Origin of the sequence: Lactobacillus sp. JM1 (assembly GCF_009834385.1) — a bacterium.
Classification (GTDB): domain Bacteria; phylum Bacillota; class Bacilli; order Lactobacillales; family Lactobacillaceae; genus Lactobacillus; species Lactobacillus paragasseri.
Window position 1 is genome coordinate 1203986 of sequence record NZ_CP044412.1, and the last position, 22946, is coordinate 1226931.

Sequence of the window (22946 nt, forward strand, 5' to 3'; positions counted from 1 at the left end):
GAAAAAAGCGACTGTCATAGCCGCCTTTTCTTTAACTAGTTATCAACTATTACTTATCAGCCTTTTTTTCGTCTTCTTTGGTTGACTTCTTAGCAGTTGATTTCTTAGTAGCTTTCTTAGCAACTTGCTTTGCCTTGTCAGCAACTAAATCAATTGCTTTTCTAATAGCAATATCATGCTTAAGCATGTCATCACTCAAGCTACGACGAACAACTTTTTCATCCATGTTGTAGTCGTGTGCTAAGTCTTTAATCTCTTGCTTAATTTCATCAGCACTTGCATCAAGTTTTTCTTTAGCAACAATTGCTTCTAAAACAAGGTTAGTCTTAACACGTTCTGCAGCACCCTTAGCTAATTGTTCACGTAATTGAGCTTCAGTAGTACCAGTCAACTTGAAGTAAGTTTGTGGATCAATACCTTGACGTTGCATGTTGCCTAAGTATTGGTTCAATTGATTTTGAACGTCTTCATCAATCATTGCTTGAGGAACTTCATCAATGGTTGCATTTTCAACTGCACCCTTGATTGCAGCATCTTGGATAGCGTCTTTTGCGTCTTCTTCCTTGTGCTTCTTCAAGTCCTTCTTGATCTTATCTTTTAATTCATCAAGTGATTCTACTGAATCATCAACGTCTTTAGCAAACTCGTCATCTAACTTAGGTAATTCCTTAGATTTCACTTCATGAATGTTAGTAGCAAAGTGTGCTTCTTTACCAGCTAAGTCTTTTGCACCGTAATCTTCTGGGAAGGTTACAACAACGTCTACATCATCGCCAGCCTTGTGACCAATAAGTTGATCTTCAAAGCCAGGAATGAAAGTACCTGAACCTAATTCTAATGAGTAGTTTTGAGCACTACCGCCATCAAATGGCTTACCATCAATAGTACCAGTGTAGTCGATAGTAACAGTATCACCTTTAGCAGCTTTACCGTCCTTCAATACTAATTCAGCATTTTGTTCACGACGCTTGTTTAATTCTGCATCTACGTCTTTAACTAAAACGCGAGTACTTTGCTTAGGAACTTCTATACCCTTGTAGTCACCTAATTTAACTTCTGGCTTAACAGAAACAGTAGCCTTCATTTCCCAAGGCTTGTTCTTATCCATTGAAACAGGAGTAATTTGTGGTTGACCAACTGGATCAATACCAGCTTCTTTAACTGCAGCAGCATAAGCTTCTGGTAAAACAATGTTTAAAGCATCTTCGTAAAGAGCTTCCTCACCATAAAATTGATCAAAAACAACACGAGAAACGTGTCCCTTACGGAAACCAGGTACACGTAAGTTCTTCTTAACACGTTTGAAAGCTTGATCTAAGCCTTTTTTTACTTCTTCTTGTGAGATTTCAAAAGTTAATTCACCGGATGTTTTACCGGTCTTTTCCCATTTTACAGACATTAATTAAATACCTCCGATGTCAAATTTGGGTTTGCTATTGCACACTTAACTATATTACCCTAAACGCTGCTAAAACACAAATCCAGAGAGAGATTTATTAAATTTTTGAATAAAAAAAAGATGTATCCTAAGATACATCTTTTTTAAGAAGTCTGGAATTAGTCAAGAATTTCAGTAACTTGACCAGCACCAACAGTCTTACCACCTTCACGGATAGTAAACTTAGTACCTTTTTCAATGGCAACTGGCTTGATCAATTCAACAGTGAATTCAACGTTATCACCAGGCATAACCATTTCAGTACCTTCTGGCAATTCAATCTTACCAGTTACATCAGTAGTGTGGAAGTAGAATTGTGGACGGTAATCTGAGAAGAATGGAGTGTGACGACCACCTTCATCTTTGTTCAAGATATAAACTTGACCCTTGAACTTCTTGTGGGTTTGGATTGAACCAGGTGCAGCTAAAACTTGACCACGTTCAACTTGGTCACGGTCAATACCACGAAGCAATACACCAACGTTATCGCCGGCTTCACCAAGATCAAGAGTCTTGTGGAACATTTCCAAACCAGTAACAGTTGATTTTTCAACCTTGTCAGTTAAACCAACGATTTCAACTTCGTCACCAACTTTAACAGTACCACGATCGATACGACCAGAAGCAACAGTACCACGACCAGTGATAGTAAATACGTCTTCAACTGGCATTAAGAATGGCTTGTCAGTATCACGTTCTGGAGTTGGAATGTATTCGTCAACAGTTTCCATTAATTTTCTGATAACGTCTTGTTGTTCTGGGTCACCTTGAAGTGCCTTCAAAGCTGAACCACGGATAACAGGAACATCGTCACCAGGGTAATCGTATTCAGTTAACAAGTCACGTACTTCCATTTCAACCAAGTCGATCAATTCTGGATCGTCAACTAAGTCAACCTTGTTTAAGAATACAACGATGTACTTAACACCAACTTGACGAGCAAGTAAGATGTGTTCACGAGTTTGTGGCATAGGACCATCAGTTGCAGCAACAACTAAGATAGCACCATCCATTTGTGCAGCACCAGTAATCATGTTCTTGATGTAGTCAGCGTGGCCTGGAGCATCCATGTGAGCGTAGTGACGATTCTTAGTTTCGTATTCTACGTGAGCGGTATTAATAGTAATACCACGTTCCTTTTCTTCTGGAGCAGCATCGATTTGTGAGTAATCTTCAGCTTGTGCCAAACCGTCTTCTGCCAAAACAGTAGTAATAGCTGCAGTTAAAGTGGTCTTACCATGGTCAACGTGGCCGATAGTACCAATGTTAACGTGCGGCTTAGTTCTTTCGTAATGTTCTTTTTCTGCCATTAATATGACCCTCCTGTAAATTTGCAAGAAGTCCGTTGAGTAAGTAACGGATAATTCTCTGTTGATTATTATACTACTTTCAAAGGTAAAAGCCTAGCTCGTACCCCTTTGAAAATATCCTTTATTGATTATACTAGATCCAGAGAAAATGTAAACCTTTTTTGCTCAATATCGGGACTAAAAATCAGAATTTGTTGCTTTTTCATATGCCAAATATTCATATATTTTATTTAGAAGTTTCTGATTTACTCCGCCTTCTTTTTTCTCAAGGTATTTTCTGAAATCATGAGCAAATTGGTCCGGATCTTTAATATAATCTCTTAAGCGTGGATAAAGCATCCCTAAACAAACATTCATTTCGCCAATCATTAAAGGTAATTTGCTTGGATCTTGCCTAAAATAATCAGCTAAACTTACGCAAACTTCTCGATAAATTGGACTTTTTTCAAGTAAGTCAGTTTCCTTAGGAATAAACTCTTTTGATTCTCCCAAAATATAAACTTGAATTTTTTCGTTATCTCCAAGTTTCACCAAGTCTTCGCATAATGAAAGCCGTAATGCAAAATTAGGAGATGGATCTATCAAAATACTTTTTGCTAGATTAGTAAAATTTTCTACGCTTAAACAGTATAAGAGTAAATAATCTCTCTCCTGAATATACTTAAGCTTTTTAAAATTTTTCATTATTTCTAGCTGCTTAATTTGGCTAACTGGTTCAATCTTGAGCGGTAACTTTTTATCAAGTAAGTACTCTAATTGCTTAGCTTCAATTGCATAATGCTGAAACTTCAAAATCTTAAGATAAGTGTCGTAAACCTTCTTATTAGAAAAAAGGTCAGGCTCCTCTTTAATTAAAGAATATGCCTGATCTCCCTTCTCTTGACTTAAGTATATTTCACATAACTCACAAACAATATCTGAATCATGGCCTAATCGTAAAGCTTCAAGCAAATATTGTTTAGCTTGCGGCAAGTCATTATGTTCTTTAGCTTCCTTAGCTAAAAGCAAAAAATTGTCTTTGCTTGCATGTGTCATTATGCTTTTGCCTTCTTTTGTTCTGAATCTTTTTTATGATAATTTCTTCTATTTTGACGCTTTTCTGAATTATTTTCTTGGTTGTTTCGTCTAGCCATTGCACGATGTCTATTTTGGTTAACTTCCATTACAACTGGCAAAACAACCGGACGACGACCTGTTTGCTTGTAAAGATACTTTTCAACATCATTACGAACATCTTGCTTTAATTCAGTCCAGTCAAATTTCTTATGTTCAAAGTTATTGTTAACTGCTTCTTTGATTACATCAGAAGCACCATTCATCAAAGCATGGTTAGCCTTAATGTAAACAAAACCTCTAGTTGAAACACGTGGTTCTGAAATGATTTTCTTTTTCTTTCTATCGATAGTAACAGCAGCGATAAAGACGCCATCATCAGATAAAACTTCACGGTCTCTTAAAACAATGTTACCAACGTCCCCAACACCAGAACCATCAATCATGATATCTTCACCAGGAACAGCATCGGTACGATAGAAACGACCCTTTTCTAAAGCGTAAGCATCCCCATTATGTGGTAAGAAAATATCTTTCTTATTCATTCCAGCTTCAATTGCTAAATCTTTATGAATTTCAAGTAAACGGTATTCGCCAATAACTGGAATTAAGAACTTAGGCTTCAATGTATCAATTAGCAATTGCAAATCACGACCGGTTGCGTGTCCACTAGTATGCTTATCTCTACCAAGTTCTTTAACCGTACCACCCGCACGGTAAATCATGTCACTTGTCTGAGCAACCATTGTTTCAACTGAATGAGAAGGAGTAGTAGCGATAAATACCAAGTCACCCTTCTTGATTTTGATCATGCGGTGGCGGTTAGTTGCCATTTTTTGAAGTGACTTAAGTGGCTCACCCATGCGGCCAGTTTCTAAGATCACTAATTCTTTATCAGGAATCTTCTTTAAATCTTTACTATGAACTAACAAGCCTTTAGGGACATTTAAGTAGCCTAATTTCATGGCAGTGTAGACAATTTTACCTGCATCTCTACCAGTTAAGAAAACGTGCCTTCCAGTTGCTGCTGCTGCTTGAAAAATCTCTTGGACACGGACAATATTCGATGCTTTAGCTGCCGCAATGATGCGGCCATTATAGTTTTCAAATATATTAAAAATATACTTTTCAATGCTAGTCTGACGATCATTTGGAAAGTTAGCTTCAGCATTAGTTGAATCACTAAGTAATGCTAAAACGCCCTTTTGCGCAATTTCAGACAAGCGTACAAAATCAGTCCGGAAACCGTCTTTTGCTGATGGATCAAACTTAAAGTCTCCAGTGTAAACAATTTCTCCTTCTTTAGTAGAAATATCAATACCTAAAGAATCTGGAATTGAGTGCGTAGTCTTAAAGAAAGATACATTTGCATTCTTAAATTCAATTTCTGTATCTGCATCAATAACATGGAATAAGTCATTTTTACGACGTCTATTTTCACGTTGGACAGCAATCTTAGCTAATTCAATCGTTAATTTTGAACCAAAGACTGGAATATCATAATCTCTTAAGATATATGGCAAAGCACCAATTGAATCAGCATGACCGTGTGTTAAGAAAATACCGGCAATCTTATCACCATAATCACGGAAGAAATCTAAGTCAGGGATTACGACATCAATTCCAAGTAACGATGAATCAGGATATTTTAAACCTGCATCCATAATAAAAATTTCGTCTTCTACTTGAACAGCGTACATATTTTTACCATTTTCACGTGCGCCGCCCAGGATCATTATCTTAATCTTTTGTGACATTTTCTTGCTTCTTTCTATATTTACTTAAATTATTTATGGATCTTAATGATCAAAACGAAGTTAATCTAATTAATTTTACCATATACTTATATGAATTTGAAAGAAACAAAAAAGCTACTCTTCATGACAAAGAGTAGCTGAGGCTTATGAATTATTAAGATTAACGACGTAAACCTAACTTGTTAATTAATTCACGGTAACGTTGAATATCCTTGTTCTTCAAGTAACGAAGTAAGTTACGACGGTGACCAATCTTCTTAAGCAAACCAACGTATGAGTGGTGGTCTTGCTTGTTAGCCTTTAAGTGAGCGTTCAAGTTGTTGATATCACTAGTTAAAAGTGCAATTTGAACTTCTGGAGAACCAGTATCGCCATCGTGACGTGCGTATTCTTTAATTAATTCATCTTTCTTTTCTTTTGAAATAGCCATTAGAAAATACCTCTCTTTTAAATAATTGCCATTAACAACGTTAACCGTCGGCGGCGGGAAAACAGCGTTAATGGTTCCAACAAATAATAATATTACATTGAAGTTTTTAAAAAAGCAAGCCCAAATTACCTTGCACCAAAAGCTTCTATTAAGTATAATTAACGAGTAAATCTATTTTATCGAGGTGATTTTGATGCCACAAATTAAATCAGCAATTAAACGTGTTAAGACTACTGCTACTGCTAACAAGCGCAATGCTGCTGAATTAAGTAAATTGAGAACTGCTGTAAGAAAATTCAACGAAGCTGTTGAAAATGACGCAAAAGATGTCCTCGATTTAGAAGTTAAAGCTGCACGTGCTTTAGATAAGGCTGCTTCTAAAGGTCTTATTTCTAAGAACAAGGCTAACCGTGATAAGTCACGCTTATCTAAGAAGGCTGCTAACAAGTAATCACTTGCTTGACACTTTATATTAGACAAAATAAAAGCTCGGAGATAATTCTCCGGGCTTTTTTGTCGTCTAAATTTTTAGTAAGAAAAGTTTTAAAAACTCATTCCCGCGATATGTTCCATTTTTATATCCAAAATCAAGTTCAATTGCCTGCTTTAATAGGCTCGCTAGCTTATTCAAAGAGACTTTATTTTCCATAGCTAACTTTACCCGATATGGATTTACCTTTAACTCTTTAGTAATTTGATCTTTACTCCAACGCCGATTTTGAAGAACTTTAACGCAATTCAAAAATTCAATTTGCGACTCAAAAATAGCTAATAATTGAATCGCACTTGCTCCTTCTCTTAGATGATCATCTAAACGCTGAGTAGCTTCTTGATAATTTTTATTAAAAGCGGCTGTTAATATTTCAAAAATATTTTCTGAAAGAGAGCGATCAATATTTTCATTAATTAGGGTCTCTGTAATTCTTTTATCTTCCCCAACAATATTTTTTAATTTCAAGTAATTACTTAACGCTGCATCTAAAACTTGATCACTTCTTTGGATTAAAATTTGCAGCGCCATGTTCGTAATTTGGTAGCCTTCTTCCTTGCTAATTGCTTTAATTACCCCACTCACTTCATAAGGCTTAAGCGCTGTTTCAACAACATTAACATGCTCCAGCAAAAATTTACTCATCTTTTTTCGGCGATCGATTTTTTCATAATTAGCTACAAAAGCCACTATATCTTCTAAGTCATCTAAATGTTCGATAATTTTAGTTAATTTTTCAATTTGCTTTTTATACTTTTGCGGGACCTTAGCCATTAAAAAGAAAGGATTCTTAACAACGACAATTTTCTTAGAACTAAACAAAGAAGACTCTGTTAAAGTAGCCATTAGTTCATCCAACCCATCTTCAAGGCAATCCACAATTACTTGGTCAAGGTCTGTAAATTTCTTTTGATTAAGATAATTACGCACTAAATAATCATTAAAAAAAGAATCTGGTCCCTGGATCAAAAGATTAGCATTCTTAGGATTGGTCTGTTTAAAAAGAGAGATTAATGTCATTTTGTATTTCCTTTATAAAAAGTCGTAATTGTCTCACTGTTAAACGGTGAGTAATTCCAAGTAATTGTACCACTATCTTGCGTATTTAAGTATGAGATGCTCAAGTCTTTCAATGTTTTTAAAGTTTCCTGATGGGGATGACCAAAGCGATTATTTCGTCCTGATGAAATAAAAACGAGTTGCGGATTTAACTGTTTTAAAAAGTCTGGATCACTAGAAGTCTTACTACCATGATGCCCCAGTTTGAAATAATCTACTTGTAAATTATAGTGATTTAAAATTTCTTTTTCTCCTTCTCTACCTAAGTCTCCGGTAAAAAGCCAACGTTTATTTGCTAACTTAAAAGTTAAAGACAGAGAATCTTCATTTTTACCCAAACCAGGTTTAAAAGGATAAACTACATCAAAATTTAAATCTTTAGTTTTAACTTTATCTCCTGCAAGTAAGGGAATTAATTGGACATCTTTTAAATGGCCATTTATTTTTCTTCTAAAAGATTGGTTATCTGTTAATCCTCTAGCAAAATATAATTTTTCTACTGGAATTTGATCAAGGAGTGCTTTTAAATCACCAATATGATCCGCATCTTGATGACTTAAAAAAACGCCATCCAAATGATCAATTCCTTGAGCATATAAAAATGGGATCGTAATTCGATTTAATTGTGGCTCGCTTTTCTTTTTACCAAAATTCAATTTTCCGCCGGTATCTATTAAATAAGTCTTTCTATTCAACGGCGTAGTAATCAAAATGCTATCGCCTTGGCCAACATCAATAAAAGAGACTTGTCCTTTTAAAGGAAAATGAATCAAGCAAAAAATACTAACATATGCTCCAACTATGATCGATCTTAACTTTAATTTTTGAATCTTATGTTTAGGTAAAATAATTAAAAATACTGTCACAACTAATAAAAATATTGTTTGCAGCCAATTGATTTGACCAAAAGTTACTAAGCCCAATTGCTTATCAGCAATAAAATTAGTTAAATCTGCAAGTCCTTTAAAAATTGGTTCACTTAACTTTACAGTTGCTGGCAAACACCAAAACAAAAAAATTACAATAAAGGTCAGTGGTAAGAGAATAAAATTAAAAATTGGAACAATTAAAAAGTTATAAATGACAGTTAAAAAATTAATCCGATAAAAATTATGTAATAAAATCGGTGTGATTAACAAATTAAGAGCAAAATTCTGTCTAATTTTCTTAAAGTCTTTACTTATTTCTAGACCAAAAACTAGTAAATAGCTCAAAATAGCTCCACTGCTTAAAAATAATAAAGGATTAAAAAGCAAATGCGTTAAAACCACTATCCCTAACTTGTCGCCGCTACTAACCATAATTTTCTTTCTTTTAAAGAAAACACCCCAAAAGTAACTTAAACTTGCACGAACAAAGCCAGCCTGAAAATTAGACAATAAGATTTCGATTACTAAAAAAGTAACGCAAAGTATTGTAACCTCTTCTTCTGTTCTCTTCATCACTGTCCCTAGCCATGTAATACCTAAGATATATAAACTCACATGTAAACCGGAGATACTCAGAAGATGAATAATGCCTAGGTCTCGATAACTATTCAGTAAAACCTTATTATCTGTACTCGGGTTTTGTGCTAACACCATTTCACTAGCAAAAAATCTAGTATATTGGGGCATTTTTTCAAAATAATTCATCAAAAATTTACGGAGCATATGAACCCAATCAAAAACAGCAATCTGCTTAGGATAAATTTGATAACTCTCAAGCTTAACTCTTTCCCTGATTTTTTTACTGCGATAATATTTTTGATAATCAAATTCACCAGGATTCGTTGCAGGCATAATCGTTTCTACTTTTGCCTTGTAGTTTACCAAATAAACGACATGATATTTGTTTAATTCCTTTTCAAAAGACTTATTTGCACTTCCATTGACTAAAACTTTATTCTTCCCTATTTTTCCTTCTCCATAGAAGAAATTATCACTCACCTTCACTTGATCACTATATATTAGAATCGGCTCTCTAATTTCTAATTCACTTGTTCTTTGATTAATAAAGCATAAAGTTATAATTACTCCTAAAAATATTGCAACTAAATACCAATATTGCGGAAATTTATAAGTTAGCAACAAACAAAAAATAATTAAAAACAATGTAGCAACAATACCTTGGATAAGGTTAGTGGTCTGCAAGATAAGAAAAGTTGCTGAAATACAAACTAAGCCAAGCAATAAATAAAATCCAGTGGCATAGAAACTAGAGTGCCAACTGATCTTTGAGCTTTTCAAAAGTTTTTTCACCAATTCCTGTTACCTTAGTCAAATCTTCAATTTGCTTAAAGCCACCATTTTGATCACGATAAGCAATGATTTGCTCTGCCTTCTTTTGACCAACGCCGTTTAACTTTTGTAAGTCCTGCACCGTTGCTGAATTTAAATGAACTTGCTCTGAACTTGAACTAGAAGTATCGGAAGCGGCAGGATTTTGACTATTAGAAGTTCCATTTCCAGGAAGATTTTCTACTTTTTCACCAATATGCGGGACATAAATTTGATCTTGATCTTTTAATAAGGCTGCTCGATTAATTGCCCGCGTCTCTGCTTTATCAGTTAAGCCACCACAAATTTTCAACAGATCGTTTAGTCTAGCCCCATTTTTCAATGTATAGACACCACTATGTTTAACAGCTCCAGCAATGTCTACAGTTACTGTGTTTTGCTTTGATGAACTATTTAAGTTTGATGTAGATTGAGTAGTTTTATTCTCACTTTTAGAAAATTCCGTTGACTGGGTCTTATTATTTTCGCTCAAAACCTGGGTGTTATTGACTGCTGGCTGATTATTTTTTTGAATAAAATATCCTCCACCTAGGATCAAAACAATAATTCCAATTACCCAAATTTTCTTTTCTATTATGAATTCTTTGATTTTTTCTAAATCCATTTTTATCACCTCATTATTTATTACGAAAAAAAGCAGCAATTTTTTTGCTGCTTTCAATTTATTTTTCTAAATAATTTAGTGCATCTTCGAAACAAGCTACTGGCACAATCTTCATCTTAGTATGTATTTTCTTAGCAGTTCGGACTGCTTCGGCATAATTTGTTTCATTCTTTTTAACCCCTTCTGGTTGATCAGTTGGTGCAAAAAAGACTCTCATTCCTTGACGGCTGGCGGCTATTACCTTTTTATCAACGCCGCCAATCATTCCTACCTTACCATCACTATCAATTGTTCCTGTACCAGCTATTTTCTTAGCACTAAGATTCTTACCAGTAAACAATTGATAACACTCAAGTGTAAACATTAAACCTGCAGACGGGCCGCCAATATCTCCTGCATCAATTTTAACTGCGGGATCAGTTACGACCTTCGTATGATCTACCAACTGAATACCAATTCCATAACGATTGGTCCCAGATAATTTAACTGTTTTTCCTGAAAAAGTCAGATGCTTCTTTCCTCGAATAACTGCTATTTGTACTTTTTTATGCTTTAATGAAGAAACGTATTTTATTAGATCCTGACTAGAAGAAAATTTTCTATCATTTACGCTAACTAGAATATCTCCAACTTTCAACTTATTCTTAAAAGTTGAATTTTTCATAACTTCCATCACATAAACGCCTAAAAATTCTTGACGATACGGGACTTTTGCTTTCTTAGCTGCGTAATAGATTGCATTGTTCTGACTAGTTTCCATGTAGTATTGCTGCATTTGATTATATTCAGCACTACTTGATGTCCCCATTAATTCAGTCTTTGAATAACGACTATCTCCTGCCCTAAAGAAACTAGTTAAATAGTCAATCATAACTGCAGGACGTTCACTCACAGTGACTAGATAAAAATTAGGATTAGGTTTTCTTGTACTTTTAACATACTTACTAATTTGAAAAGCTTCCCCCGGCGCTTCAATATAGTATTGTGTAGGCCATAGACAAAAAACAACTGCTATTAAAAATGCTGCTATTCCTAGCAGCCAAAATTTTAATTTTTTATTTTTCTTCATCATTTCGATTCCTCAGCTTTTCTTTCAAAGCAGCTGCCACTGACTTTGGAACTAGAGTTGAAACATTGCCACCAAAAAATACTGTTTCTTTAATCATACTTGAAGAAATGAAGCTATCTTCTGGACGAGTAAACAATAAAACTGTATTTAATTTTGGATCTAAAGTCTTATTAATTCCAGCAATATCACGCTCATAATTAAAATCAGTGGTATTTCTCAATCCTCGAACAATTGCCCCAGCATTAAGTTCATGAGCTACTTCTACAGTCAATTCAGCTGGACGAGCAATCACTTCAACATTTTCATCGTTTTCGAAAACTTTTCTAGCCAAATCTAAGCGCTCTTTTTCATCAAAAAGATACTTCTTACTTGTATTCGTCATAATTACTACATACAGTTTTTCAAACATTCTAGCTGCTGCTTCAACCACCTCAACGTGACCATTGGTTATTGGATCGAAACTCCCAGGGAAAATTGCCTTTGTCATTTTACTTCCTCTTGTAAACTTTTACTTTTGTTCTACCTAACTGATGATCCTTAATAATTGAAAAGCCAGAAACTTCTGGTAATTCATCATGCTCATCAGTCTCAGCTACAATCAATGCATTATCATTTAATAGATCATTTTCAAGTAATTTAGTCATAATCTTAACAATCTTTTGCTTAGCATACGGAGGATCAAGAAAAATTAAATCAAACTTTTTCCCTTCCTCGTTTAAAATTTTAATGGCACGATTATCACTACACTTTAGAACTCTAAATCTATCTTCTTCTTTAGTAAGTTCAACATTTTTCCTAATAATTTGACATGCTTGACCACTAATATCAACTAAAACTGCACTGTCATAACCGCGAGAAACAGCTTCAATTCCTAAAGCTCCACTACCAGCATAAAGGTCTAATACTCGCCCACCATCAAAAAATTGCCCCAAGGAGTTAAACAAAGAGCCCTTTACTTTATCGCTAGTCGGACGAGTAGCATTACTTTTTAAAGTATGTAAATTACGCTTAGCATATTTTCCTGCAATAATCCTCAAACTCGTAAATCCTCGTTTTCTTCTCGTAATTTTTCTGCTTCTTCTTTTAGTTCACGCATCATCTTTTCTTCGTGTTCAGCAGAAAAATCAAGCTTATCGGTTTTTGAAGTTTCTACTGACTGGACATAATTCTTACTCTTTAATTCAGTAATTACCTTTGAAGCATATTCTGAACTTACATATAGAACTACATACTTATTTTTACGTGAAAAATAGATAATATTGCCAAATCGGCGCAACTTGTATTGATCGCTAATTTGATAAAGCCAAACAATTATTTGTGTGCGCGCCGTCATTTTGTTATTTGACTCATCTTTAAAAACCAAACTCAAAGTACACTCCTACTTTCTATCATTGTCTTCTTTTCAGCAGCTGAAATATTTAAGACTAATCCTAAAGCAGCAGTTAAGACAATCATTGAAGATCCACCATAAGAAATAAATGGCAAGGTTACCCCAGTGATCGGCAAAAGACCCAAAACTGCTCCTACATTAAAGAGCGTTTCGGTAAAAATCATAGTTACCACACCAAAGCAAACCAAAGCATTGAACTGTGAATCAGCGTGAATTCCAACTTCCATAATGCGCCACATCAGGAAGAATAATAAGGAAATAATCACAATCGCACCAATTACACCTAACTCTTCAGCAGTAATAGATAAAATAAAGTCGGTATATGGCTCTGGTAAATAACCTCTTTTTTGCATACTGTTACCTAAGCCAACACCAAATAAACCGCCATTGTGAATTGCATAATAGGAATTAACTAACTGAGCACCACCAGTTTTTTCTAGTTTGAAGGGATGAACAAAGGCTAATAAGCGTTGGAACTGATAAGAATCCTTAATGAATCCTGGTGTCCAAACCAATAACACTAGCATCAGCAAGACAATCCCAACGAAAAGCCCGATAAGCCAATAAACTGCTAACTTAGTTGGAATACCAGAAACACTGTACATCACAAACACAATCATAAACAGAATGGCTGAGCCACCAAAATCTGGTTCTAAAATAACCAGTCCAATCATCATAAACGAAATAACTGTCGGTCCAAATAAATTATGCCAAATTTGACCTGGAACAAACTTTCCATCCCGTCTTGATAAAACAAAAGCTAAATATAGTACTAAAGACAACTTAGCTACTTCCACAGGTTGAATATTAATAAAACCTAAATTGATCCAGCCAACTGCACCATTAATAGCAGCTTTTCCATGACTAATTACTTTCAAGACAATCAAAAAGAATAGCATAGAAAATGAAATACCTAAGTAAGACATAACAAATTTTCTATTTTTGAATATTTTTAATTTCAAAGCAAAACATGGAATTCCAAAGAATAAAAATGCAGCAACAAAATATATAATTTGCCTTTTCATATATACACTAGGTGAAAAGCCATTTACTAACAAAATATCTGAACTTGCTGAATAGACCATGATAACCCCAATGGTTGACAAAATCAGGTATGGGATCAAGATGCTATAGTCTAAGTATCTTAATTTTTGTCGCACGATATACTTGCCCCTTTAGTTAAATAATCTTTCTCATTATATCACTACCTTTACGGATAAAAAAAAGTAGCTCCACAAAATGAGCTACTTTTAAAAATCAAATAAGAATTTAACTACTTATTACGTCTCTTATCTGCCTTTTTTCTTTCGTTAGTGTTTAAGATCTTCTTACGTAAACGAATGCTTTCTGGAGTTACTTCACAGTATTCATCATCATTCAAGAATTCAATAGCTTCTTCCAAAGTCATAGTCTTAGGAGTCTTAATTGAAGCTGAGTGGTCCTTACCTGCTGCACGGGTGTTAGTTAAGTTCTTACCCTTAGTTACGTTAACAGCAATATCGCGTTCACGTGATGATTGACCTACAATCATACCTTCGTAAACTTCAACACCAGCACCGATGAATAATTCACCACGTTGCTCAACTGATTGAAGTGAGTAAGTAGTTGATTGACCTTGGTTAATTGAAACCAAAGCACCATTACGACGACCTGGTTCCCAGTTCTTAACTACTGGTTTATATGAATCAAAAGTATGGTTCATAATTCCGTAACCAGCAGTTTGAGACATGAATTCGTTGTTGTAACCAATCAAACCACGTGATGGTACTAAGAATTCAAGTCTAGTTTGACCATTACCAGTAGATTCCATATTCTTCATTTCACCTTTTCTTTGTGAAAGAGAATCAATAACTGAACCTACGTAAGCATCTGGTGTATCAACTTGAACTGCTTCAAATGGTTCACACATTTGACCATCAATTTCACGGTAAATAACCTTAGGACGTGAAAGTTGTAATTCGAATCCTTCACGACGAAGTTCTTCAACTAAAATTGACAAGTGTAATTCACCACGACCAGAAACAGTCCAGGCATTTAATTGATCAGTTGGTTCTACCTTCAAAGAAACGTCAGTACGAGTTTGACGAATCAAACGGTCTTCAAGTTTCTTAGGAGTAACTTGGTCACCTTCACGACCTGCAAATGGTGAGTCGTTTGCGACAAAGTCCATTTGAAGAGTTGGTGGATCAATCTTAAGAAGTGGCAATGCTTCAGGCTTATCTGCAGAAGCAATAGTTTCACCAACATAAATATCATTAATACCTGAAATAGCAATAATGTCGCCGGCTTTTGCTTCTTGAATTTCGTTACGCTTCAAACCGAAGTAACCGAATAACTTAGTAACACGGAAGTTTTGCGTTGAACCATCACGTTTCATAACAGTAATGTTGTCTCCAACCTTAACTTTTCCGCGGTAAATACGACCTACACCAATACGACCTACATAATCATCCCAATCAAGCATAGTGATTTGGAATTGTAGAGGCTCATCAGAGTTATCAACTGGAGCAGGAATGTTCTTAACAATAGTATCAAAAATAGGATCCATTGTTTCTTCTTGCTTAGCTGGGTCTGAGTCATATGAAGAAGTACCATTTAAAGCAGATGCATAAACAACTGGGAAATCAAGTTGTTCATCACTAGCACCTAATTCAATGAATAATTCAAGAACTTCATCTAGAACTTCCTTTGGACGAGCACCTGGACGATCAATCTTGTTAATAACTACGATTGGCTTAACACCAGCTTCTAAGGCCTTCTTAAGCACAAAACGAGTTTGTGGCATAGTACCTTCGTAGGCATCAACAAGTAATAAACATCCATCAACCATGTGCATGATACGTTCTACTTCACCACCAAAGTCAGCGTGTCCTGGTGTATCCAAGATGTTAATTGTAGTGTCACCATACTTAACAGCAGTGTTCTTAGATAAGATTGTAATACCACGTTCACGTTCAATAGCATTGGAGTCCATAGCACGGTCTTCTAGATTCATGTGCTCTGGCAATGTATCTGATTGTTTTAATAATTGGTTAACCAAAGTAGTCTTACCGTGGTCAACGTGTGCGATAATGGCAATATTTCTAATATCGTCTCTTCTTTGCAAAAGAAATTCCTCCCCGAACTTCATAAAAAAACTGTGACTCCAGTCACAGCTATCTTATGCAAAATAATAATGCAGTTATTGAAGCTTTATATCTCTATAGTTTCGTTTTACAATTCTACTCTAAAAATATCATGCCGTCAACGAAAGTACAAGCTGTGAACTGTTTATTTTTAACAAAAATATTATACCAAAAACTTCGATTATTGCCGTCTTTTCTTTCAATTGTTATCATATTCATAGCAAATTTAAAATTAAGGAGATATTTATTTTGATTTTAATGCATGATATTACGCGCGATGGCAACCCTGTCTTAAGACAAGTTGCTAAGCCTTTAACCTTCCCATTAGCTGATGAATATAAAGAATTAGCTGACGAAATGATGCAATATTTAATTAACTCGCAAGATCCTAAAATTGCTGAAAAGCACCAATTAAGAGCTGGCGTTGGTCTAGCTGCTCCTCAAGTCGGCAAGAGCATTCAGATGGCTGCCCTTTTAGTTCCAAATGATAAAGGTGAGATTATTTTCAAAGAAGTTTTTGTCAATCCAAAAATTCTTTCTGAATCAGTTAGAAAAGCTTGTCTTGCTGAAGGCGAAGGCTGCCTAAGTGTTGACAAAGATATTGAAGGCTATGTTCCCCGTCCTGATAAGTTAAAGATTCATTATTATACAGTTGATGGCGAAGAAAAGACAATTCGCTTAAAGGATTATCCAGCAATTGTTGCTTCTCACGAAATTGACCACTTAAATGGTCACTTATTCTATGACCGTATCAATAAGCGAAATCCTTTTGATTTAGCAGAAGATACCATTGTTATTTCTTAAAAATTAGTTCTTAATTTTTTGGAAATTGGGCGTTAGGACAAAATGTTCTATCGCCTTTTTACGTACTATATATAATGTAAATTGGTATACTTAAAAGTAAGTTTATGATAAAATTTTAATAGCTATGAATTTCTGCGACTTTTTCGCAGAAGTTTTTTTGAACGTTTTAATATAAGGAGATTATAAGAAATGATCTACAAAGTTTTATACCAAAAAGACCAGATCGTTAATCCAAGAAGAGAAACTACTAAAACTCTTTTTTTAGAAGCAGATAATGTAGTTGCAGCAAGAACTATGGTTGAGGATAATACCCCCTACAACATTGAACTCATCCAAGAATTAACTGGAAACTCACTTGCTTATGAAAAGCAAAGTCCAGATTTTAAGCTGACAACTTTCAAATCTGAAGATAAATAACGACCTTGAAATTAAAGAATAATGAAGTCGGCGTTTTCGCTATAGGGGGTCTAGGCGAAATCGGCCGTAATATGTACTGCGTTGAGTACCAAGATGAGATTATCATCATGGACTGCGGTATCAAATTCCCAGAAGATGACATGATGGGAATTAATTATGTTATCTCAGACTATTCTTACCTTATTAAGAATAGGAAAAAAATCAAAGCATTAGTTGTAACTCACGGACATGAAGACCACATTGGCGGAATCCCTTACCTTTTAAAGAAGATTCCTGAAATTCCAGTTTATGCAACACCATTTGCCCTCGCTTTAATTCGCGGGAAACTTGATGAACATGGAATTTTAAATTCTAGTGAACTTCACGAAGAGCATGAAGATACGGTTTTGAAATTTGATAAGCTTTCAGTCAGTTTCTTCAGAACAACTCACTCAATTCCTGATACTTTGGGAATTGCAGTTCATACTCCAGAAGGTGCAGTAGTCTTTACGGGAGATTTTAAGTTTGACTTAACCCCTGTAATGAATCAACCTGCCCCTGACTTTCAGAAGATGGCTAAGTTAGGTCAAGAAGGCGTACTTGCACTCCTATCTGACTCAACTAATGCGGAAGTTCCAACCTTTACAAAATCAGAAAGATTTGTTGCTCACTCCCTACACGATATCATCACTGGAATTAAAGGTAGAATTATTTTTGCTACTTTTGCTTCTAACCTTTATCGTGTATCAACTGCTATTAAGGCAGCTGTTGACACTGGAAGAAAAGTCGCAATCTTTGGTCGCTCAATGGAAAATGGTGTTCAAAACGGTATTGATCTTGGCTATCTAAATATTCCTGAAGGAACTTTAGTCGATGCCAATGAAATCAACCATACTCCACCTGAAAAAGCGATGATTTTATGTACTGGTTCTCAAGGAGAACCACTTGCAGCTCTTTCAAGAATTGCAGATGGAACTCACCGTCAAATTTCATTACAACCAGGCGATACAGTAATCTTCTCATCTAACCCTATTCCGGGCAATACAACTAGCGTAAACCACTTAATTAATAAGTTAACTGAAGCGGGCGCTAATGTTGTTCATGGTAAGATTCATAATGTCCACACTTCTGGACACGCTGGTCAAGAAGAACAAAAGATGATGATCGAGTTAACCAAGCCTGAATACTTTATTCCTGTCCACGGTGAATACAGAATGCAAGTTGTTCATACTGAAACTGCTCAGTCTACTGGAATGGCTAAAGATCATACCTTCGTTCTAAAAAATGGTGATGTACTTGCTTTAACCAAAGATTCATCAAGAATTGCTGGTCACATCAATATCCCGGATGTCTTTGTTGACACTTCTGGTAGTGACGATGTTGGTAATATCGTCGTTCGTGACCGTCAAATTTTAGCTGAAGAAGGTCTTGTGGTAGTGGTAGCAACTGTTGACTACAAACATCAACGTGTTTTAGCAGGGCCAGATATTTTAAGTCGTGGTTTTGTTTATATGCGTGAATCAACTGAATTGATTAGTCAAGCACAGAAGCATGTCTACCATATTCTTAAGACTGAAATGGCTAAAGATCCGCAACCAAAAGAAAATGAAATTAGAAAGGCAATTATTGAGAATCTTCAAGATTTCTTATATTCTAAGACTGAAAGAAGACCGATGATTTTGCCAATGCTAATTGAAAAGAAATAAAATAAGCCCCAAATGGGGCTTATTTTTATATGAATTAGGCAATTAACAATGAAAAAGGTTCATTTACTTGTAAATTTAAAATCTGGTAGCGATAAAGGCGCAAAAGCCCTCAAAGAAATTGAAGCTGTCCTGAAAAAAGAAAAATTGGCATATAATATACAAATTTCTACTTATCCTAGACAACTCGTCCCGATTGCAACTAAGACAGCTAATGAAATTAACAATAATCATGAATATATTGTTGTAGTTGGCGGTGATGGATCTTTGAATCAGGCTTTAAATGGGATAAAAAATTCACTTCATCCTGACACTCCCCTTGCCTATTTTCCAGCTGGTACCGGAAATGATTTTGCTCGAGCAGCCAAACTTCAAAATAACCCCTTGAAATTTATCAAAAAAATCAAAAATCATCCAACAGTAACAAATGTCGACTGTGGCAGATATCAAGATTTGCTTACAGGTGAAGAAAAATACTTTGTCAATAATTTAGGAATTGGCTTTGATGCGTTTGTGGTCAATAAAACCAATCATTCAAAGCTCAAAACTAAGTTTAACAAAATCAATATAGGGAATTTAACTTATGGAATAAATATTGCTCAAGCTCTCAAGGGACAAGATAATTTCAAAGTTAAGATTTTAACTAATGAACATACTTATTCCTACGATCACGCATACTTAGTTACGACAACTAATCATCCCTACTTTGGCGGTGGTGTTCCAATTTTGCCAATTGCTAATATTTATAATCATAAATTAGATATTGCGATTGTAGAAAAGCCTAACTTGGCCAAATTCTTATATCTCTTTTCTAAGCTTCTCCTCAATGGATCACATATGCAAAGCAAGCAATTTCATTATTTTGAAGCTAATAAAATTGAAGTAGAAACCTATCAAGCAGAATACGGTCAACTTGATGGAGAAGAATTGAATAGAAGAAAATTCCACTTAAAATTTGAAGTTGATCATTTTAAATTTTTGAAATAAATGCAAAACAAGCCATCACATAACGAGGTGGCTTGTTTTACTAATCTCTTGTTTTTAATTTTATATCTTCCATCCCAATCATTGGGTCAATTTTACCAGAATAAATTAAATCAGGAGTTAAGATATAGTCTTTGGGTTCATTTATTTCTTCCTTAATTTCAGTTTGAACCTGCTCTTGTTTAGTATTTGCGTTAGAATTATGCTCAACTACTTCTTTCAGTCCTAGCTCATGCCTGATCTTAGAAGCTAAATCCGTCTTACGGTCATTTCCTGGCGTACGTAAGGCCATAAGGTAAGCCTTTTTTTCTCCTACCATGACAAGATTTTTCTCAGCACGGGTAATTGCCGTATAAAGCAAGTTACGTCTCAACATCATATAATTCTGCATAGTAAGATTCAAAATAACTAACGGAAATTCAGATCCCTGCGACTTGTGAATTGTAATTGCATAAGCACGAGTAATATCATTTAAATCTTTAACGTTAAATTCTATTTCTCGACCATCAAAATCAGCAATTAAGATCTTCGCCTTATCATCTGGATTAAGTCCAATAATTTTGCCAATTTGACCATTATAAATATCCTTTTCGGGATTATTTTGTAATTGAAGAATACGATCGCCAATTCTAAAGCTTTCATTATGCGCTTCAATTACTTTAGTTTTTGAAGACATTGGATTCATTACATCTTGCAAGATATCGTTCAAGTGAGTGATTCCGCCCTGACCATTATACATAGCTCCAAGGACCTGAACATCATCCTTTTTAAAACCACGCTTAATAGCTAAGTTAACAATCTGATCAATTGCATCTCCAACTAAACTAGGTTGACAAGGGATAAAGGAATAATTCTTAGTTTTATTAAAGATTATCTGTTCAGCATCTTCTTCGTTAATTGCATGAGCTAGCTTGATAATTGATGAATCCTCTCCTTGCCGATGGATTACCTGGAGTCTAGTTGTTGGGAATGCTTCTGACTTAATTAAGTCACTGAAAATATTTCCCGCTCCAACCGAGGGCAGCTGATCTTGATCCCCAACAAAAACAATTCTTTTCGTCGAATTAATACCTGATAACAACTGCTTAAATAGAAACATATCAACCATTGACATTTCGTCAATGATTAGAATCTCGCCATTTAATTCATTAACATCAGTTGCATCATTTTCGCCAATACCTAGTCCTAACAAGCGATGAATAGTTTTAGCAGAAATATCAGTAATTTCGCTCATTCTCTTAGCTGCTCGACCAGTTGGTGCAGCTAATAAAAATGGTGGATCCTCACTATATAAGGCCCCACTCGGGATGTCAGCAAGTTCCTTTAAGCACATTAAAATTCCATTGATAATTGTTGTCTTACCAGTACCTGGTCCACCAGTAAGGATAGAAATTGGATTATTTAAAGCATTTTTAATCGCATTCTTTTGCGTTTCGTCATACTTAATCTCAAGTTCTTCTTCAGCATGATTAATTGCCTGCTCAATGTTTTCATCACTGAAGTCTTCTTTTTTCACCCGATTTTTGACTAGACGTTTTAATTCATTTGAAATATCAAGCTCCGTTTGAAAAATTTCTTGCAAGGCTGCTTTATCACCTGAAACAACTACCTTACCTTGTCGCTGAAGCTCATTCACGCTATTTGCTAAGTCATCATAAGAACTAGCCTGAACCAATTCATACGCTTGCGTTAATAAATCATCTAGTGCCACATAAGTATCTCCCAGCGTACTTAGAGCATTCTGCAAAATACTTAAAATTGCACCTCTAACCCTTCTTGGATCATTTAATTCAATTCCAAGTGCTTGGCCAATATTATCAGCTGTTTTAAAACCAAAACCTCTAATTTCACCAACGGCTTGATAAGGATCTTCTTCAAGTTTTTTAAGAGAATCTCCATGATAGGCTTTATAAATATTTCCAGCAGTTTTTTTATTAATTCCATACTTAGCTAGTTTAATAACAATTTCTGAAAAAGAATCCATCTGATTAATCCCAGATAGTAAACTATCTTTCTGCTTTTGTGTTAAATCAAGGTCCTCAATTTCAGTTGGATTGGCCTTAATCATGTCTAAAGCATTCGTTCCTAGACTATCAATAATTCTTTCAGCAGCTTTTTTACCAATACCAGGGAATTTATCAGAACTTAGATATTTAGCTAGACTTCCCTCTTCATGTGGTAAAACAGGTTCATATGAACTAACACGAAATTGTTTACCGAATTTTTCATGTACAACAATTTGACCGACAAATTTATAAGTCGATCCAATCTGAATATCACCAAAATTACCAGTTACCCGGATATTATCACGATCATAATCTGCTAATTTGCTAATTAAATCTACATCAATAATTTTGAAAAGATCCTGATTATTTTCAAAAACAATCCCATTAATTCGTCCAGTAAAACTAGTTTCTGCCATTTTTACCTCTAATCAATTTTGCTACAGCATTGTATTGTTTTTGCGCTTGGGCAAAATATTTTGGATTCTGTTTTTTCGAAACTTTAAAATATTTTTCTGCCTTATCAGGGTTAGTATCAAATAAAGTTAAACCTAGCAAGAAGTTAACTTTTGCATTCCTTTGATCTTTTAGAATCTTACTATAGGTTTGATTTGCTGATTTTAAATCTCCCAGACTAAGCCAAATATCACCTATTAATTCTAAAGTCCTCTCATCCTGATTTTTCAAAGTTAAAGCATAAGCTAGTGCCTTTTGGTATTGGCCTAACTTCATAAAAATCAAGGCCTTTTGATACATCGTTTCTTCATCATCTGGAATTGAATTAAGTAAAGCTAACGATTTAGCAAAATCTCCCTGCATGTAGTAACAAACAGCAATGTTATAAGTTAAAGCCTCTGGCTGATCAACAAGTCCTCGAGCTTTTTCTAATAATTCTAAAGCTTGATCAGCCGAATTTTGTTCAATCAAATAAGTTGAAAGCTGTAAATAATTTTCAATATTTTTAGGATGATTATTTATTTTTTTAATCAATAAGTGTATAGCATCATCAACTTTGCCAGCATCATATAAGTTGGCTATTTTTTTATCCATTT

The 22946-nt window shown here is 34.9% G+C and carries 21 protein-coding genes; 5 read left to right on the plus strand and 16 right to left on the minus strand.

Going from position 1 to position 22946, the window contains the following annotated elements; translation table 11 throughout:
• Nucleotides 1-49: 49 nt before the first annotated feature.
• The 5 genes from tig to rpsO all read right to left on the minus strand — a co-directional run bounded on the left by tig (nucleotide 50) and on the right by rpsO (nucleotide 5988).
• Nucleotides 50-1399, minus strand: a complete 1350-nt coding sequence (gene tig / locus F3I00_RS06165) for a trigger factor (protein ID WP_065169545.1) — start codon at nucleotides 1397-1399, stop codon at nucleotides 50-52.
• A gap of 158 nt (nucleotides 1400-1557) precedes the next feature.
• Nucleotides 1558-2748: an elongation factor Tu gene (gene tuf / locus F3I00_RS06170; protein WP_003648636.1), complete on the minus strand. Its 1191-nt coding sequence runs from the start codon at nucleotides 2746-2748 to the stop codon at nucleotides 1558-1560.
• A gap of 177 nt (nucleotides 2749-2925) precedes the next feature.
• Nucleotides 2926-3783 carry a hypothetical protein gene (locus F3I00_RS06175; RefSeq protein ID WP_020807139.1) on the minus strand — a complete coding sequence of 286 codons (858 nt, stop codon included), beginning with the start codon at nucleotides 3781-3783 and terminating at the stop codon, nucleotides 2926-2928.
• Nucleotides 3783-5558, minus strand: coding sequence for a ribonuclease J (locus F3I00_RS06180; protein WP_020807140.1), 1776 nt, complete (start codon nucleotides 5556-5558; stop codon nucleotides 3783-3785). The genes F3I00_RS06175 and F3I00_RS06180 overlap by 1 nt, the downstream gene beginning before the upstream one ends.
• A 160-nt stretch (nucleotides 5559-5718) precedes the next feature.
• Nucleotides 5719-5988 (minus strand): 30S ribosomal protein S15, encoded by a 270-nt coding sequence (gene rpsO / locus F3I00_RS06185; RefSeq protein ID WP_003648633.1) that lies wholly within the window; start codon nucleotides 5986-5988, stop codon nucleotides 5719-5721.
• Nucleotides 5989-6181: 193 nt separating this feature from the next.
• Here rpsO and rpsT point away from each other — a divergent pair, with 193 nt between their 5' ends.
• Nucleotides 6182-6439 carry a 30S ribosomal protein S20 gene (rpsT, locus tag F3I00_RS06190; RefSeq protein ID WP_003647133.1) on the plus strand — a complete coding sequence of 86 codons (258 nt, stop codon included), beginning with the start codon at nucleotides 6182-6184 and terminating at the stop codon, nucleotides 6437-6439.
• A gap of 69 nt (nucleotides 6440-6508) precedes the next feature.
• Here rpsT and holA read toward each other — a convergent pair whose 3' ends face one another.
• The 9 genes from holA to typA all read right to left on the minus strand — a co-directional run bounded on the left by holA (nucleotide 6509) and on the right by typA (nucleotide 16009).
• Entirely contained in the window at nucleotides 6509-7498 is a 990-nt protein-coding gene (gene holA / locus F3I00_RS06195) for a DNA polymerase III subunit delta (RefSeq protein WP_020807141.1), read from the minus strand.
• The gene (locus tag F3I00_RS06200) at nucleotides 7495-9780 is read right to left on the minus strand and encodes a DNA internalization-related competence protein ComEC/Rec2 (RefSeq protein WP_035425701.1); all 2286 of its coding nucleotides are present in this window, start codon (nucleotides 9778-9780) and stop codon (nucleotides 7495-7497) included. The genes holA and F3I00_RS06200 overlap by 4 nt, the downstream gene beginning before the upstream one ends.
• The gene (locus F3I00_RS06205) at nucleotides 9734-10420 is read right to left on the minus strand and encodes a helix-hairpin-helix domain-containing protein (protein ID WP_020807143.1); all 687 of its coding nucleotides are present in this window, start codon (nucleotides 10418-10420) and stop codon (nucleotides 9734-9736) included. The genes F3I00_RS06200 and F3I00_RS06205 overlap by 47 nt, the downstream gene beginning before the upstream one ends.
• 58 nt (nucleotides 10421-10478) lie before the next feature.
• The gene (locus F3I00_RS06210) at nucleotides 10479-11489 is read right to left on the minus strand and encodes a SepM family pheromone-processing serine protease (protein WP_020807144.1); all 1011 of its coding nucleotides are present in this window, start codon (nucleotides 11487-11489) and stop codon (nucleotides 10479-10481) included.
• The gene (gene coaD, locus F3I00_RS06215) at nucleotides 11476-11976 is read right to left on the minus strand and encodes a pantetheine-phosphate adenylyltransferase (protein WP_003648626.1); all 501 of its coding nucleotides are present in this window, start codon (nucleotides 11974-11976) and stop codon (nucleotides 11476-11478) included. Before coaD ends, F3I00_RS06210 begins: the two co-directional genes overlap by 14 nt.
• A gap of 1 nt (nucleotide 11977) precedes the next feature.
• Nucleotides 11978-12526 (minus strand): 16S rRNA (guanine(966)-N(2))-methyltransferase RsmD, encoded by a 549-nt coding sequence (rsmD, locus tag F3I00_RS06220; protein ID WP_020807145.1) that lies wholly within the window; start codon nucleotides 12524-12526, stop codon nucleotides 11978-11980.
• Nucleotides 12523-12858, minus strand: coding sequence for a YlbG family protein (locus F3I00_RS06225; RefSeq protein ID WP_003648624.1), 336 nt, complete (start codon nucleotides 12856-12858; stop codon nucleotides 12523-12525). The genes rsmD and F3I00_RS06225 overlap by 4 nt, the downstream gene beginning before the upstream one ends.
• Nucleotides 12855-14039 carry an FtsW/RodA/SpoVE family cell cycle protein gene (locus tag F3I00_RS06230; RefSeq protein ID WP_020807146.1) on the minus strand — a complete coding sequence of 395 codons (1185 nt, stop codon included), beginning with the start codon at nucleotides 14037-14039 and terminating at the stop codon, nucleotides 12855-12857. The genes F3I00_RS06225 and F3I00_RS06230 overlap by 4 nt, the downstream gene beginning before the upstream one ends.
• Before the next feature lie 113 nt (nucleotides 14040-14152).
• Nucleotides 14153-16009, minus strand: a complete 1857-nt coding sequence (gene typA, locus F3I00_RS06235) for a translational GTPase TypA (protein ID WP_003647125.1) — start codon at nucleotides 16007-16009, stop codon at nucleotides 14153-14155.
• 244 nt (nucleotides 16010-16253) lie between these two features.
• On the opposite strand from typA, the gene def reads away from it, so the two are divergent.
• From def to F3I00_RS06255, 4 genes are all read left to right on the plus strand, one after another.
• On the plus strand, nucleotides 16254-16808 hold the full coding sequence (gene def / locus F3I00_RS06240; RefSeq protein ID WP_020807147.1) for a peptide deformylase: 555 nt from the start codon (nucleotides 16254-16256) through the stop codon (nucleotides 16806-16808).
• A gap of 189 nt (nucleotides 16809-16997) precedes the next feature.
• Entirely contained in the window at nucleotides 16998-17225 is a 228-nt protein-coding gene (locus F3I00_RS06245; protein WP_003648621.1) for a DNA-dependent RNA polymerase subunit epsilon, read from the plus strand.
• Between the two features lie 5 nt (nucleotides 17226-17230).
• Nucleotides 17231-18910, plus strand: a complete 1680-nt coding sequence (gene rnjA, locus F3I00_RS06250; protein WP_003648620.1) for a ribonuclease J1 — start codon at nucleotides 17231-17233, stop codon at nucleotides 18908-18910.
• Between the two features lie 48 nt (nucleotides 18911-18958).
• Complete coding sequence (locus F3I00_RS06255) at nucleotides 18959-19894, plus strand: diacylglycerol kinase family protein (protein WP_159311033.1); 936 nt, start codon at nucleotides 18959-18961, stop codon at nucleotides 19892-19894.
• 40 nt (nucleotides 19895-19934) lie between these two features.
• Here the strand turns inward: F3I00_RS06255 and F3I00_RS06260 are convergent, their stop codons facing one another.
• Together F3I00_RS06260 and F3I00_RS06265 are read right to left on the minus strand one after the other, a co-directional pair.
• A complete protein-coding gene (locus tag F3I00_RS06260) occupies nucleotides 19935-22313 on the minus strand; it encodes an ATP-dependent RecD-like DNA helicase (protein WP_020807149.1) in 2379 nt (792 codons plus the stop codon).
• Nucleotides 22300-22944, minus strand: coding sequence for a lipopolysaccharide assembly protein LapB (locus F3I00_RS06265; protein WP_003648617.1), 645 nt, complete (start codon nucleotides 22942-22944; stop codon nucleotides 22300-22302). The genes F3I00_RS06260 and F3I00_RS06265 overlap by 14 nt, the downstream gene beginning before the upstream one ends.
• Between the last annotated feature and the right edge of the window lie 2 nt (nucleotides 22945-22946).

What these genes read in the sequence shown, in the direction of transcription:
- tig (WP_065169545.1), bottom strand. Translation starts at nt 1,399, where the DNA reads ATGTCTGTAAAATGGGAAAAGACCGGTAAAACATCCGGTGAATTAACT.
- tuf (WP_003648636.1), bottom strand. Translation starts at nt 2,748, where the DNA reads ATGGCAGAAAAAGAACATTACGAAAGAACTAAGCCGCACGTTAACATT.
- F3I00_RS06175 (WP_020807139.1), bottom strand. Translation starts at nt 3,783, where the DNA reads ATGACACATGCAAGCAAAGACAATTTTTTGCTTTTAGCTAAGGAAGCT.
- F3I00_RS06180 (WP_020807140.1), bottom strand. Translation starts at nt 5,558, where the DNA reads ATGTCACAAAAGATTAAGATAATGATCCTGGGCGGCGCACGTGAAAAT.
- rpsO (WP_003648633.1), bottom strand. Translation starts at nt 5,988, where the DNA reads ATGGCTATTTCAAAAGAAAAGAAAGATGAATTAATTAAAGAATACGCA.
- rpsT (WP_003647133.1), top strand. Translation starts at nt 6,182, where the DNA reads ATGCCACAAATTAAATCAGCAATTAAACGTGTTAAGACTACTGCTACT.
- holA (WP_020807141.1), bottom strand. Translation starts at nt 7,498, where the DNA reads ATGACATTAATCTCTCTTTTTAAACAGACCAATCCTAAGAATGCTAAT.
- F3I00_RS06205 (WP_020807143.1), bottom strand. Translation starts at nt 10,420, where the DNA reads ATGGATTTAGAAAAAATCAAAGAATTCATAATAGAAAAGAAAATTTGG.
- F3I00_RS06210 (WP_020807144.1), bottom strand. Translation starts at nt 11,489, where the DNA reads ATGAAGAAAAATAAAAAATTAAAATTTTGGCTGCTAGGAATAGCAGCA.
- coaD (WP_003648626.1), bottom strand. Translation starts at nt 11,976, where the DNA reads ATGACAAAGGCAATTTTCCCTGGGAGTTTCGATCCAATAACCAATGGT.
- typA (WP_003647125.1), bottom strand. Translation starts at nt 16,009, where the DNA reads ATGAAGTTCGGGGAGGAATTTCTTTTGCAAAGAAGAGACGATATTAGA.
- F3I00_RS06245 (WP_003648621.1), top strand. Translation starts at nt 16,998, where the DNA reads ATGATCTACAAAGTTTTATACCAAAAAGACCAGATCGTTAATCCAAGA.
- F3I00_RS06255 (WP_159311033.1), top strand. Translation starts at nt 18,959, where the DNA reads ATGAAAAAGGTTCATTTACTTGTAAATTTAAAATCTGGTAGCGATAAA.
- F3I00_RS06260 (WP_020807149.1), bottom strand. Translation starts at nt 22,313, where the DNA reads ATGGCAGAAACTAGTTTTACTGGACGAATTAATGGGATTGTTTTTGAA.
- F3I00_RS06265 (WP_003648617.1), bottom strand. Translation starts at nt 22,944, where the DNA reads ATGGATAAAAAAATAGCCAACTTATATGATGCTGGCAAAGTTGATGAT.